Origin of the sequence: Streptomyces sp. NPDC087787 (assembly GCF_044743035.1) — a bacterium.
Taxonomy (GTDB): domain Bacteria; phylum Actinomycetota; class Actinomycetes; order Streptomycetales; family Streptomycetaceae; genus Streptomyces.
In genome coordinates this window covers 594,619-607,535 of sequence record NZ_JBIUVQ010000001.1, presented here as the reverse complement: position 1 = coordinate 607,535, position 12,917 = coordinate 594,619, and the positions used below count along the sequence as shown (strand labels likewise).

General features: G+C 68.4%; 11 protein-coding genes and 1 tRNA gene. 9 read left to right on the top strand and 3 right to left on the bottom strand.

What is annotated here, in order from left to right; all coding sequences use genetic code 11:
• Nucleotides 1-21 precede the first annotated feature (21 nt).
• The 6 genes from ACIOWN_RS02795 (at nt 22) to ACIOWN_RS02770 (ending at nt 6,793) form a co-directional block, all read left to right on the top strand.
• A complete protein-coding gene (locus tag ACIOWN_RS02795) occupies nt 22-690 on the top strand; it encodes a Tat pathway signal sequence domain protein (protein ID WP_401979973.1) in 669 nt (222 codons plus the stop codon).
• A 287-nt stretch (nt 691-977) separates the two neighbouring features.
• Complete coding sequence (locus tag ACIOWN_RS02790) at nt 978-2,210, top strand: branched-chain amino acid ABC transporter substrate-binding protein (RefSeq protein WP_362349416.1); 1,233 nt, start codon at nt 978-980, stop codon at nt 2,208-2,210.
• A 110-nt stretch (nt 2,211-2,320) separates the two neighbouring features.
• Nucleotides 2,321-3,253 (top strand): branched-chain amino acid ABC transporter permease, encoded by a 933-nt coding sequence (locus ACIOWN_RS02785; RefSeq protein WP_362349414.1) that lies wholly within the window; start codon nt 2,321-2,323, stop codon nt 3,251-3,253.
• Nucleotides 3,254-3,258: 5 nt separating this feature from the next.
• On the top strand, nt 3,259-5,088 hold the full coding sequence (locus ACIOWN_RS02780) for a branched-chain amino acid ABC transporter permease (RefSeq protein ID WP_362349410.1): 1,830 nt from the start codon (nt 3,259-3,261) through the stop codon (nt 5,086-5,088).
• A gap of 5 nt (nt 5,089-5,093) precedes the next feature.
• Entirely contained in the window at nt 5,094-6,080 is a 987-nt protein-coding gene (locus ACIOWN_RS02775) for an ABC transporter ATP-binding protein (RefSeq protein ID WP_401979971.1), read from the top strand.
• Nucleotides 6,077-6,793, top strand: coding sequence for an ABC transporter ATP-binding protein (locus ACIOWN_RS02770; protein WP_362349406.1), 717 nt, complete (start codon nt 6,077-6,079; stop codon nt 6,791-6,793). Before ACIOWN_RS02775 ends, ACIOWN_RS02770 begins: the two co-directional genes overlap by 4 nt.
• 85 nt (nt 6,794-6,878) lie before the next feature.
• Here the strand turns inward: ACIOWN_RS02770 and ACIOWN_RS02765 are convergent, their stop codons facing one another.
• On the bottom strand, nt 6,879-7,550 hold the full coding sequence (locus ACIOWN_RS02765) for a response regulator (RefSeq protein WP_362349404.1): 672 nt from the start codon (nt 7,548-7,550) through the stop codon (nt 6,879-6,881).
• A 105-nt stretch (nt 7,551-7,655) separates the two neighbouring features.
• On the opposite strand from ACIOWN_RS02765, the gene ACIOWN_RS02760 reads away from it, so the two are divergent.
• Both ACIOWN_RS02760 and ACIOWN_RS02755 read left to right on the top strand, forming a co-directional pair.
• Nucleotides 7,656-7,730: transfer RNA gene (locus ACIOWN_RS02760), tRNA-Leu, on the top strand.
• A gap of 105 nt (nt 7,731-7,835) precedes the next feature.
• The gene (locus ACIOWN_RS02755; RefSeq protein WP_401979967.1) at nt 7,836-8,612 is read left to right on the top strand and encodes a transcriptional regulator; all 777 of its coding nucleotides are present in this window, start codon (nt 7,836-7,838) and stop codon (nt 8,610-8,612) included.
• Nucleotides 8,613-8,619: 7 nt separating this feature from the next.
• Here the strand turns inward: ACIOWN_RS02755 and pyk are convergent, their stop codons facing one another.
• Together pyk and ACIOWN_RS02745 are read right to left on the bottom strand one after the other, a co-directional pair.
• Nucleotides 8,620-10,056, bottom strand: a complete 1,437-nt coding sequence (gene pyk, locus ACIOWN_RS02750) for a pyruvate kinase (protein ID WP_362349401.1) — start codon at nt 10,054-10,056, stop codon at nt 8,620-8,622.
• 163 nt (nt 10,057-10,219) lie between these two features.
• Nucleotides 10,220-10,939, bottom strand: a complete 720-nt coding sequence (locus ACIOWN_RS02745; RefSeq protein ID WP_401979964.1) for an SIMPL domain-containing protein — start codon at nt 10,937-10,939, stop codon at nt 10,220-10,222.
• 138 nt (nt 10,940-11,077) lie between these two features.
• Here ACIOWN_RS02745 and ACIOWN_RS02740 point away from each other — a divergent pair, with 138 nt between their 5' ends.
• Nucleotides 11,078-12,901 (top strand): 5'-nucleotidase C-terminal domain-containing protein, encoded by a 1,824-nt coding sequence (locus ACIOWN_RS02740; protein ID WP_362349398.1) that lies wholly within the window; start codon nt 11,078-11,080, stop codon nt 12,899-12,901.
• Nucleotides 12,902-12,917: the final 16 nt, after the last annotated feature.

Here is a 12,917-nt window from a genome sequence, read left to right as displayed (position 1 = left end):
CTCCGTCAGGAGACCCGGGACGTGAGCGGCGTCGGGCCGGTCGAGCCGGGCGAAGGCACGCGCGCGTGGGGCACGTCCGACCCGAACGACCCGAACGGCCCGGATGACCCGGATGGCCCGCCCCGCCCCAACGCCCTCACGCGCGGCCCCCTCGCGCCTCTCGCCCGGCTGTACCGGCGGCACCGCCGGGCCGCCCTCGCGGCGCTGACGCTCACTCTCCTCCTCGCGGGCGGCGGCTACTTGTCCGCCGTCCGCCAGGACGCGCCGCCACCCCGGCCGGCGCCCCCGGCGCCGCCCTACCCGTCCCTGGTGACCGACGTGTCCTACCTGGACGAGGTCGCCGCATCCCGCGCGGCAGGAAACAGGACATTCAGCTTCGCGGTGCTGGTCAGCGTGCAGAGCGGCCCACCCGTGACCATTGCCGGCATCGACCAGCCGTACGCGGGACTTTCCCTCACCACCGAGCCCCGCGCCCCTTTCCTCGTCCGGGCGGGATCCGCCCATAAAGTTGTGATCACCATGCATGTGAAGGAGTGCGGAAAAGTTCCGGGGAACGCCGGACTCCCTTTCCTGGACGTGACACTGCGTAATAAGCGCGCAATGCAGGTGCACGGTTTCATCCTCGGGCCGCGCTATGCGCAGAGCCTCTCACAGGCCCTGCAAGTCGCCTGCGGCAACGGTTCCCGGTAATCACCAAAAGCCTTGAGACACCTGATCGCAGCATCGCCCGTCCTGCGGGTTCTCAGAATCCGGACCGGGCGAATCTGCCTGAATTCCACTCTTCCACCCGCCGCGTACCGCTCTGCATTACGTCGTGTCATAACAAGAGAGTCACAGCCTTGGCCAAGCCCTCCTCGACGTTCCCTGCACGCGCCTAGAGTCACGGCCAGTCACGGCGCGTCGGATTACCTCTTCGACTCCGCGCTCGACTCGACCTCTTCCAGGGGGGAGGGGCCGTGCCAGGGAAAGGACTGATCGTGCGTCAACGTTCACTCATCGCCGTTACCGCAGCACTGGCAGCGGGAGCACTCACCCTCACCGCCTGCGGTTCTCGGGGTGGCGGAGACAAGGGTTCGGACTCCGGCAAGGGTGACACCGTCGTCACCATCGGCGTCGACGCGCCGCTGACCGGCGGCCTGTCCGCAATGGGCCTCGGCATCAAGAACTCCGCCGACCTCGCGGCGAAGACGGCCAACAAGCAGAAGCTCGTCAAGGGCGTCACCTTCAAGGTCCAGGCCCTCGACGACCAGGTTCAGGCCTCCGTGGGCCAGCAGAACGCCACCAAGTTCGTCGCGGACAAGTCGGTCCTCGGCGTCGTCGGCCCCCTGAACTCGTCCGTCGCCGAGGCCATGCAGAAGGTCTTCGACGACGCCAAGCTCGTCGAGGTCTCCCCCGCCAACACCGGCCCCTCCCTCACCCAGGGCCCGGACTGGCGCAACAAGCAGGTCCGCCAGTACAAGTCGTACTTCCGTACCGCGACCACGGACGCCATCCAGGGCCCGTTCGCCGCGCAGTACCTCTACAACACCGCCAAGAAGTCCAAGGTCTTCGTCATCGACGACAAGAAGACCTACGGCGCCGGCCTGGCCGGCACCTTCACCGAGGAGTTCAAGAAGCTCGGCGGCAAGGTCGTCGGCACCGAGCACATCAACCCCGAGAGCAAGGACTTCTCCGCGGTCGCCACCAAGGTGAAGAACTCGGGCGCCGACGTCGTCTACTACGGCGGCGAGTACCCGCAGGCCGGCCCGCTCAGCAAGCAGATCAAGGCCGCCGGCGCCAAGATCCCGCTCGTCGGCGGCGACGGCATCAACGACGCCAAGTTCATCGAACTGGCCGGCCCCGACAGCGGCGGTGACCTCGCCACCTCCGTCGGCTCCCCGGTCGAGGAACTCGACTCCGCCAAGCAGTTCGTGGCCGACTACAAGTCCGCGGGCTACAAGGAGGAGTACTCCGCCTACGGCGGCTACTCCTACGACTCCGCCTGGGCCATCATCGAGGCCGTCAAGAAGGTCGTCGACGACAACGGCGGCAAGCTGCCCGCCGACGCCCGCGCCAAGGTCACCGAGGCCATGCAGAACGTCTCCTTCGACGGCGTGACCGGCAAGGTCTCCTTCGACGAGTTCGGCGACGCCACCAACAAGCAGCTCACCGTGTACGCCGTCAAGAACGGCGAGTTCGTGTCGGTCCACTCCGGCACCTTCACGGGCTGAGCCGCACCGGCACCGCTCACCAGTCGCGCGGGGCGCTGTTCCACTGGCGCCCCGCGCGCACTCGCATCCGGCCACATTCGACAAATATCCGAAGTCTCGGAGGACATGCGGTGAACGAACTGCCGCAGCAGCTGGTCAACGGCCTGCTACTGGGATCCATGTACGGGCTGGTCGCCATCGGCTACACGATGGTCTATGGCATCGTCCAGCTCATCAACTTCGCCCATGGCGAGATCTTCATGACCGGCGCCTTCGGCGGACTCTCGGTCTATCTGTGGGTACTCCCGAACGGCACGTCCATGTGGATCGCGCTGCCGCTCATGCTCCTCGGCGCCGTCATCGTCGCCGTCATCGTCGCCATCGGGGCGGAACGGTTCGCCTACCGTCCCCTGCGCGGCGGCCCACGCCTGGCGCCCCTGATCACCGCCATCGGCCTCTCCCTCGCCCTGCAGCAGGCGGTGTGGGCCTGGTACCCGGGCGCCAAGGACGCCCTCACCTTCCCGCAGATCGCCGGAGGCCCCTTCGAGATCGGCACCGTCACCATCCAGACCGGTGACATCTTCCTGCTCGTCGCCGCACCGCTCAGCATGGCCTTCCTCGGCTACTTCGTCATGAAGACCCGCACCGGCCGCGGCATGCAGGCCACCGCCCAGGACCCCGACACCGCCCGGCTCATGGGCGTCAACACCGATCGCATCATCGTGATCGCCTTCGCCCTCGGCGCCGCCTTCGCCGCCGTCGGCGGTGTCGCCTACGGCCTCAAGTACGGCCAGATCGAATTCCGGATGGGCTTCCTCCTCGGCCTCAAGGCCTTCACCGCGGCCGTCCTCGGCGGCATCGGCAACATCTACGGCGCCATGATCGGCGGCCTCGTCCTCGGCGTCGCCGAAACCCTCGCCACCGCCTACGTCGCCGACATCCCCGGCATGGACAAGTTCGGCAGCAACACCTGGGCCGACGTCTGGGCGTTCGTACTCCTCATCCTCGTGCTCCTCTTCCGGCCCCAGGGCCTGCTCGGCGAGCGCGTCGCGGACAGGGCGTGACACCGATGACCACACAGACCACAGCACCCCAGACCCCCAGCGCCCCCGCTGCCGACGGCGCGCACACCGGCCTCGTCCCGATACCGGAGAACATCGGCCGCGCCCTCGCCACCGGCGCGAGCGTCCTCACCCTCGCCGCCACCTTCCTCGCCTGGACCTGGACCGGCGACTTCCCCGGCGACCTCACGGTCTACGGCTACCCCGGCGGCCTGCAGGTCCTCGTCCTCATCGGCGCCGCCCTCACCATCCTGTTCGCGCTCTCCTCCTACGGCGTCAAGGGCCTGCGCTGGCTCACCCCCGCGGGCGCCGACGCGGCCATCAAGTTCGCCGCGCTGGCCACCTCCGGCACCGCGCTGTACACGGTCATCGCCATCAGCACCGAACTCGGCGGCGTCGTCAACCTCGAACCCGGCGCCTACATCGCCGCCGTCGGCAGCCTCACCGCCCTCATCGGCGCCCTGGCCCTGCCCTTCGAGCGCCCCGAACCGGAACCGATCGACCCCGACGACAGCGGCTGGGAGCACTTCAAGCACAAAGTGGCGCACCTCCGGGACGTCGTCCGGGCGGTCTTCGCGACCGGTACCCCCCGCCCCGTGGGCACGCTGCCGGCCTACGCCGAGATCCTGATCATCGTCGCCATCCTCGGGCTGGGCCTGACCGTCTTCACCTACGGGATCGGCACCGAATACGACGAACTGTTCATCGGCTTCCTCATCGTCGCCGGTTTCGGTTTCGCCGCCCTCAGCAAGTCGGGCCTCATCGCCCACGCCTCCCAGATCAACAGCCGGCACCAGAACGTCGCCATCTGCGGCGCCTTCCTGGCGGCGGCCATCTTCCCCTTCACCCAGACCGACGACCAGTACGCCACCCTCGGCGTCTACATCCTGATCTTCGCCACCGTCGCACTCGGCCTGAACATCGTCGTCGGCCTCGCCGGCCTCCTCGACCTCGGATACGTCGCCTTCCTCGGCGTCGGCGCCTACGCCGCCTCCCTGGTCTCCGGCTCCCCCAGCTCCCCCTTCCACGTGCACTTCCCGTTCTGGGCCGCCCTTCTCGTCGGCGCCGCCGCCTCCCTGGTCTTCGGCGTCCTCATCGGCGCCCCGACCCTGCGGCTGCGCGGCGACTACCTCGCCATCGTCACCCTCGGCTTCGGTGAGATCTTCCGCATCACCGCCAACAACCTCGACGGCACCTCGGGGCCCAACCTCACCAACGGCTCCAACGGCATCTCCGCCATCCCCAACCTGAAGATGCTCGGCTTCGACTTCGGCCTGGAGCACGACATCGCCGGATTCACCATCGGCCGCTTCGCCAACTACTTCCTCCTGATGCTGCTGATCACCGCAGTCGTCGTGCTCGTCTTCCGGCGCAGCGGCAACTCCCGCATCGGACGCGCCTGGGTCGCCATCCGCGAGGACGAGACCGCGGCCCAGGCCATGGGCATCAACGGCTTCCGGGTCAAGCTCATCGCCTTCGCAGTCGGCGCCTGCCTGGCCGGCCTCGCCGGCACCGTACAGGCCCATGTCACCTACACCGTGACCCCCGAGCAGTACCTCTTCGCCAGCTCCACCCCGCCGAACTCCGCCTTCCTGCTGGCCGCGGTGGTCCTCGGCGGCATGGGCACCATCGCCGGACCCCTCATCGGCGCCTCGCTGCTCTTCCTGATCCCGAACAAGCTCCAGTTCCTCGGCAACTACCAGCTCTTCGCCTTCGGACTCGCGCTGGTCCTGCTCATGCGCTTCCGGCCGGAAGGCCTGATCGCCAACCGCCGCCGCAAGCTCGAATTCCACGACAAGGCCGACGAGCCCGCAGTCCTCAGCAAGACGGGGGCCTGACCACCATGACCACCGACACCACCACCAAGGACACGCCGGTGACCACCACCCCCGGCGACCCCGTCCTCGACGCACGCGGCGTCACCATGCGCTTCGGCGGCCTGACCGCCGTGCGCGGAGTCGACCTCACCGTCAACAGCGGCGAGATCGTAGGACTCATCGGCCCCAACGGCGCCGGCAAGACCACCTTCTTCAACTGCCTCACCGGCCTCTACGTCCCCACCGAGGGCGAGGTCCGCTACAAGGGCAACGTCCTGCCGCCCAAGTCCTTCAAGGTCACCGCCGCCGGCATCGCCCGCACCTTCCAGAACATCCGCCTGTTCGCCAACATGACGGTCCTGGAGAACGTGCTCGTCGGCCGGCACACCCGCACCAAGGAAGGACTCTGGTCCGCCCTGCTGCGCGGCCCCGGATTCCACCGCGCCGAAGCCGCCTCCCGCGCACGGGCCATGGAACTCCTGGAGTTCGTGGGCCTCGCCCACAAGGCCGAGGACCTCTCCCGCAACCTGCCCTACGGCGAGCAGCGCAAGCTGGAGATCGCCCGCGCCCTGGCCAGCGAGCCGGGCCTGCTCCTCCTGGACGAACCCACCGCCGGCATGAACCCCCAGGAGACCCGGGCCACCGAGGAACTCGTCTTCGCCATCCGGGACATGGGCATCGCCGTACTCGTCATCGAGCACGACATGCGGTTCATCATGAACCTCTGCGACCGCGTCGCCGTACTCGTCCAGGGCGAGAAGCTCATCGAGGGCGACAGCGCCACCGTCCAGGGCGACGAGCGCGTCATCGCCGCCTACCTCGGCGAACCCTTCGAAGGCGCGCCCGGCGCCGAGGAGGTCGCCGAGGTCGAGAACGCCGAGGCACAAGCCGAGGCGGCCGAGACGCAGGCAGAGGCGGCCGAGCCACAGCCGGAGGCGCAGGCAGAGGCAGAGGCGCAGGCAGAGGACGACACCCCGCAGGACGCCGCGCCCGGCAAGGAGAACGACCGATGACCGCACTGCTCGAAGTCGAGGACCTCCGCGTCGCCTACGGCAAGATCCAGGCCGTCAAGGGCATCTCCTTCACGGTCGAGGCCGGTCAGGTCGTCACCCTCATCGGCACCAACGGCGCCGGCAAGACCACCACGCTGCGCACCCTGTCCGGGCTGCTCAAGCCGGTCGGCGGGCAGATCAGGTTCAACGGCAAGTCGCTGAAGAAGATCCCCGCCCATCAGATCGTCTCCCTGGGACTCGCCCACTCCCCCGAGGGGCGGCACATCTTCCCGCGGATGACGATCGAGGACAATCTCCGGCTCGGCGCCTTCCTGCGCAAGGACAGGGAAGGCATCGAAAAGGACATTCAGCGCGCCTACGATCTCTTCCCCATCCTCGGCGAACGCAGAAAGCAGGCCGCGGGCACCCTCTCCGGCGGCGAGCAGCAAATGCTCGCCATGGGCCGGGCGCTGATGTCGCAGCCGAAACTGCTCATGCTCGACGAGCCCTCCATGGGCCTTTCACCGATCATGATGCAGAAGATCATGGCGACCATCGCCGAACTGAAATCCCAGGGCACGACGATTCTGCTCGTCGAGCAGAACGCCCAGGCGGCGCTTTCCCTCGCCGACCAGGGACACGTCATGGAAGTCGGCAACATCGTGCTGTCCGGCACCGGCCAGGACCTGCTGCACGACGAATCGGTCCGCAAGGCGTACCTGGGCGAGGACTGACCCCACCGGGTCACCGCCGATACGGGAGTGGGCTCGCGTCCCCCACGGGACGCGAGCCCATTCTCTTTCCGCTGTTGCGTCCGGCTCAGTCCTTGTCGGACCCGGCGCCCTTCGCGGCCTTCTTCTCCTCGCTGTCCTGGATGACCGCCTCCGCGACCTGCTGCATCGACATGCGGCGGTCCATCGAGGTCTTCTGGATCCAGCGGAACGCGGCCGGCTCGGTCAGCCCGTACTCCGTCTGAAGGATCGACTTGGCGCGGTCGACCAGCTTGCGGGTCTCCAGCCGCTGGGCGAGGTCGGCGACCTCCTTCTCCAGCTCCTTCAGCTCGGTGAACCGCGAGACGGCCATCTCGATCGCCGGAACGACGTCGCTCTTGCTGAACGGCTTGACGAGATACGCCATCGCCCCGGCGTCCCGGGCCCGCTCCACCAGGTCGCGCTGCGAGAACGCGGTGAGCATGAGCACGGGTGCGATCCGCTCCTCGGCGATCCGCTCCGCGGCCGAGATACCGTCGAGCTTGGGCATCTTCACATCGAGGATCACCAGGTCCGGGCGGTGCTCGCGGGCCAGCTCCACGGCCCGCTCCCCGTCGCCGGCCTCGCCGACGACCTGGTAGCCCTCCTCCTCCAGCATCTCTTTGAGATCGAGCCGGATCAGCGCCTCGTCCTCGGCGATGACGACCCGGGTCGTCAGCGGAGGCACGTGCGACTTGTCGTCGTCGGACACGTCTACGGGCTGGGGCGACTCGGCGGTCACGGGGGCGCTCCTTGGTCCGGGGCGGGCGGATACTGCTCCCAAGAGCGTACCGAGCTGCGGTAAGGTGGTCAGGCAGCGGGTCGGGGGCAACCTTCGATTCGTCGGGCCCCGGTAGCCCAATTGGCAGCAGGCAATGGATTCAAAACCCATACAGTGTCGGTTCGAGTCCGACCCGGGGCACTTTTCCTTCGATTCAAAGGTCGTCATTTGCGGCGGAGGATCCCTGTCGGGTGATCCTTCGCCGTTTGCCGTGTGTCGCCCCGACCGCTCTCGCAGAGTGCTCACATGTACGACGTCAGCACACGCAAGCGAGCTCTCGCGCGGGTTCAGCAGGGCCGCAGCCTGAACTCGGTCAGCAAGGAGACCGGCATCTCCCGCGCCGCGATCCGCGCATGGCAGACACGCATCGAGCCTCTGGGCTGGAGCCGCGCGAGGTCCTGCCCTCGCTGTTGCGACGTGCCAAGAAAGCCCGAAGACATCAGGGCCTACACCTACCTGCTGGGCCTGTACCTCGGCGACGGCTGCATCAGCTCGCTGCGCAGGGGCGTCCACTTCCTTCGCATCACGTGCGCGGACGCCTGGCCCGGCCTGATCGAAGCCTGCGCCGAGGCCACGCAACGTGTCCGTCCCGACAACAAGGTGTTCCGAGTCCAACGCCAGGGCTGCCAGAACGTCACCTGCTACAGCAAGCACTGGCCCTGCCTCTTCCCCCAGCACGGCCCCGGCAAGAAGCACGACCGCCGGATCGCGCTCGAGCCCTGGCAACAGGAGATGGTCGACACGCGCCCGTGGGAGTTCGTCCGGGGCCTCATCCACTCCGACGGCTGCCGTATCAGCAACTGGACGACCCGCCTCGTCGGCGGCGAGCGCAAGCGCTACGAGTATCCGCGGTACTTCTTCACCAACACGTCGGCGGACATCGTGCGACTCTTCACCGACACCCTCGACAAGGTCGGCGTCGAGTGGAAGCCGCTGCATCAGAGCCGCGCCGCCGTGACGATCTCCGCCGCCCGCAAAGCCTCCGTAGCCCTCATGGACGCTCACGTCGGGCCCAAGCACTGAGCCGGTGCTACCGGGGGCTGTCGTCCTCGCCGATGTGGTGCACCCGGACCAGGTTCGTCGAGCCCGGCACCCCGGGGGGCGAGCCTGCCGTGATCACCACCACGTCGCCCTTCTCGCAGCGGCCGTACCGCAGGAGCAGTTCGTCGACCTGGTGGACCATGGCGTCGGTCGAGTCGACGCGCGGGCCGAGGAACGTCTCGACCCCCCAGGTGGCGCTGAGTTGGGAGCGGGTGGCCGGTTCCGGGGTGAAGGCCAGCAGCGGGATGGGTGAGCGGTAGCGGGAGAGCCGGCGGGCGGTGTCGCCCGACTGCGTGAAGGCGACCAGGAACCTCGCGCCGAGGAAGTCGCCGATCTCCGCCGCCGCACGGGCCACGGCGCCGCCCTGTGTGCGGGGTTTGTTGCGGTCGGTCAGCGGCGGCAGGCCCTTGGCCAGGAGGTCCTCCTCGGCCGCCGTGACGATGCGGGCCATCGTCCGCACCGTCTGCACCGGGTGCTTGCCCACGCTGGTCTCGCCCGAGAGCATCACCGCGTCCGTGCCGTCGAGCACCGCGTTGGCCACGTCCGAGGCCTCCGCGCGGGTCGGGCGGGAGTTGCCGATCATCGAGTCGAGCATCTGCGTGGCGACGATCACCGGCTTGGCGTTCCGCCGGGCCAGTTTGATCGCGCGCTTCTGGACGATCGGGACCTGCTCCAGCGGCATCTCCACGCCCAGGTCGCCACGGGCGACCATGATGCCGTCGAAGGCGGCCACGATGTCGTCGACGGCCTCCACCGCCTGCGGTTTCTCGATCTTGGCGATGACGGGGAGGCGGCGGCCCTCGTCGTCCATGACGCGGTGGACGTCGAGGATGTCCCGGCCACCGCGGACGAACGACAGTGCGACGACGTCGAAGCCGGTGCGCAGCGCCCAGCGCAGGTCGTCCTCGTCCTTCTTCGACAGGGCGGGGACCGAGACGGCGACGCCGGGCAGGTTGAGGCCCTTGTGGTCGGAGATCACGCCGCCCTCGATCACCCGGGTGCGGACGCGGGGACCGTCGACGGCGGTGACCTCCAGACACACCTTGCCGTCGTCGACGAGGACGCGCTCGCCGGGGGTGACGTCCTCGGCGAGGCCGGCGTGGGTGGTGCCGCAGATGTCGCCGTCGCCCTCGACGCCCTCTTCGACGGTGATGGTGAAGGTGTCGCCGCGTTCGAGGAGTACGGGGCCCTCGCGGAAGCCGCCGAGCCGGATCTTCGGGCCCTGAAGGTCGGCGAGGATTCCGACGCTGCGTCCGGTCTCGTCGGCGGCTCTGCGTACGTGCCGGTAGCGCGCCTCGTGTTCGGCGTGGCCGCCGTGGCTGAGGTTGAGGCGGGCGACGTCCATTCCGGCGTCGACCAGTGCCTTGATCTGGTCGTACGTGTCGGTGGCGGGCCCCAGAGTACAGACGATCTTTGCTCGGCGCATGATGTGAGCCTAGGCCTTACCAGTGGGTAGACGATTGGTACGACGTGACCACTCAACAACCTTTGGATGAAGGGGTATTGACAACTGTTGAACTGTGCGGGGCGACGCTCGGGCAAGCGTTCGTCCCGTTCGCGGACCGGAAGACGCAACGGACGTCACGTCATCACAGTCTGGGCGGTGCCATGGTGAAGCGCGCGTCGACCTGCGCGTGGACGTGCTGCCGCTCGGGTTCGAGGTCCAGGGGCGCGGCCTCGTCCTCGGGCGCGGCCCCTCCGTAGGCCTGCCTCGTTCTCATCCGGCCGGGAGCCGGGGCCCAGGGGTGGGTGTTCTCCGCGCCGATTTCGGCGAGTTCGACGAGTGCGGTGAGTGAGGTGCCGAGTGCCTCGGCGTACTCCCTGGCCCGCTGGACGGCGTCCTGTACGGCCCGCCGGCGTGCCTCCCGGTGGGCCGGTGAGCCGGGGCGCAGCGCCCACCAGGGGCCGTCCACCCGGGTGAGTTCGGAGTCGGCCAGTCGGGTGGTGAGTTCTCCGAGGGCGGTGAAGTCGCAGAGTGCGGCGGTGAGGCGGACGGCGCCGTGGTAGGTGCGGACGCGCTCGCCGCGGCCGTGCCGGGCCGGTTCGGGGGTGAGGGAGAGGGCGCCGGTCTCGAGGTTCTCCACCGCCTGGCCGTAGGACTTGACGAGGTCCAGGGCGTGGGCGTTGCGCCGGGTGAGGTCGTCCAGGGTGGAACGGCGGTCCTTGCCGCGGGCGGTGACGGTGATGCCGATCCGGGCGATCTCGGGGTCGACTTCGAGGTGTGCCTCGCCGCGGACGGCTATCCGGGGGGCGTCGGGGGCGCCGTAGGGGACGGCGGGGCCGGGTTCCGGGGCGGGGGCTGAGGTCATACGCCCCACTCTGTCACCGGTGGCCGGTTTTCCGCGCCTGCCGGTCATCAGATCGCAACCTTCCGGGGGTGTTGCGGTTCGCCGCGGACCGCCAGAATCTACGCGCGTCATCGACCTGTTTCACGAGGAGAACCAGACATGCCGTTGAACCGCCGGAAGTTTCTGACGAAGTCCGCCGCCACCGGGGCGGGGGTGGCGCTGGCCGGCGCCGTGGCGGCTCCGGCGGCCGAGGCCGCGCCCGTCGCTGCCGCCGCGGCGGGCCAGAAGGCCGAGAAGCCGGGCAAGCGCTACTCCCTGACCGTCATGGGCACGACCGACCTGCACGGGCATGTGTTCAACTGGGACTACTTCAAGGACGGCGAGTACAGCGACGCGGCGGGCAACGTCCAGGGTCTGGCCCGGGTCTCGACGCTGGTGGACCAGGTCCGCAAGGAGAAGGGCCGTGACCACACGCTGCTCCTCGACGCCGGTGACACGATTCAGGGCACCCCGCTGACGTACTACTACGCGAAGGTGGACCCGATCACCGCCAAGCGTGGTCCGGTGCACCCGATGGCCAAGGCGATGAACGCCATCGGGTACGACGCGGTGGCGCTCGGCAACCACGAGTTCAACTACGGCATCGAGACGCTGCGCAAGTTCGAGGAGCAGTGCGACTTCCCGCTGCTCGGCGCGAACGCGGTGGACCACAAGACGCAGAAGCCGGCCTTCCCGCCGTACTTCATCAAGAAGTTCCACCAGCCGGGCGCCGCGCCGGTGACGGTGGCCGTGCTGGGTCTGACCAACCCGGGCATCGCGATCTGGGACAAGGCCTACGTGCAGGGCAAGTTGGACTTCCCGGGTCTTGAGGAGCAGGCCGCGAAGTGGGTGCCCAAGCTGCGTTCGATGGGCGCGGACGTGGTCATCGTCTCGGCGCATTCGGGCACGTCCGGCACCTCGTCGTACGGCGACCAGCTCCCGTACGTGGAGGACGCCGCCGCGAACATCGCGCGGCAGGTGCCCGGCATCGACGCGATCCTGGTGGGCCACGCACACAAGGAGATCGCGGAGCTGAAGGTCGTCAACGAGAAGACCGGCAGGACGGTCGTGCTCTCGGAGCCGCTGTGCTACGCCGAGCGGCTCTCCCTGTTCGACATCGAGCTGGTGTTCGTCAAGGGCAAGTGGGAGGTGGAGTCGGTCTCCGCCTCGCTGCGCAACACCAACACCGTCGCCGACGACCCGAAGATCACCAAGCTGCTCAAGGACGAGCACGCGAAGGTCGTGAAGTACGTCAACCAGGTGGTCGGCCGGGCGACGGAGACCCTCACCACGGTCGACGCCCGCTACAAGGACGCCCCGATCATCGACCTGATCAACAAGGTTCAGGAGGACGTGGTGAAGGCCGCGCTGGCGGGCACGCAGTACGCCGCGCTGCCGGTCGTCTCGCAGGCCTCCCCCTTCTCGCGCACCTCCGAGATCCCGGCCGGCAACGTGACGATCCGGGACCTGTCGAGCCTGTACGTGTACGACAACACGCTGGTCGCCAAGCTGATGACGGGTGCCCAGCTGCGCGCGTACCTGGAGTACTCGGCGGAGTACTTCGTGCAGACGGCCGCCGGTGCGCCCATCGACGTGGACAAGCTGACGAACGCGGGCGGCCGCCCGGACTACAACTACGACTACGTCTCGGGGCTTCAGTACGACATCGACATCGCCCAGCCGGCCGGTTCGCGGATCAAGAACCTGACGTTCGGCGGTGCGCCGCTGGACGGCGCCCAGGAGTTCGTGATGGCGGTGAACAACTACCGGGCCAACGGTGGTGGCGCCTTCCCGCACGTGGCCTCGGCGAAGGAGCTGTGGGCGGAGTCGACCGAGATCCGCACCCGGATCGCGGAGTGGGTCACGGCGAAGGGCGAGCTGGACCCGAAGGACTTCGCGTCGCTGGACTGGAAGCTGACGCGTAACGGCACGCCGGTGTTCTGATCGGTTTCCTTCTTCA

Bases quoted from the DNA above. Each gene is read 5' to 3' on its own strand.
- ACIOWN_RS02780 (WP_362349410.1), top strand. From the start codon at position 3,259: ATGACCACACAGACCACAGCACCCCAGACCCCCAGCGCCCCCGCTGCC.
- ACIOWN_RS02775 (WP_401979971.1), top strand. From the start codon at position 5,094: ATGACCACCGACACCACCACCAAGGACACGCCGGTGACCACCACCCCC.
- ACIOWN_RS02770 (WP_362349406.1), top strand. From the start codon at position 6,077: ATGACCGCACTGCTCGAAGTCGAGGACCTCCGCGTCGCCTACGGCAAG.
- ACIOWN_RS02755 (WP_401979967.1), top strand. From the start codon at position 7,836: ATGTACGACGTCAGCACACGCAAGCGAGCTCTCGCGCGGGTTCAGCAG.
- pyk (WP_362349401.1), bottom strand. From the start codon at position 10,056: ATGCGCCGAGCAAAGATCGTCTGTACTCTGGGGCCCGCCACCGACACG.
- ACIOWN_RS02745 (WP_401979964.1), bottom strand. From the start codon at position 10,939: ATGACCTCAGCCCCCGCCCCGGAACCCGGCCCCGCCGTCCCCTACGGC.
- ACIOWN_RS02740 (WP_362349398.1), top strand. From the start codon at position 11,078: ATGCCGTTGAACCGCCGGAAGTTTCTGACGAAGTCCGCCGCCACCGGG.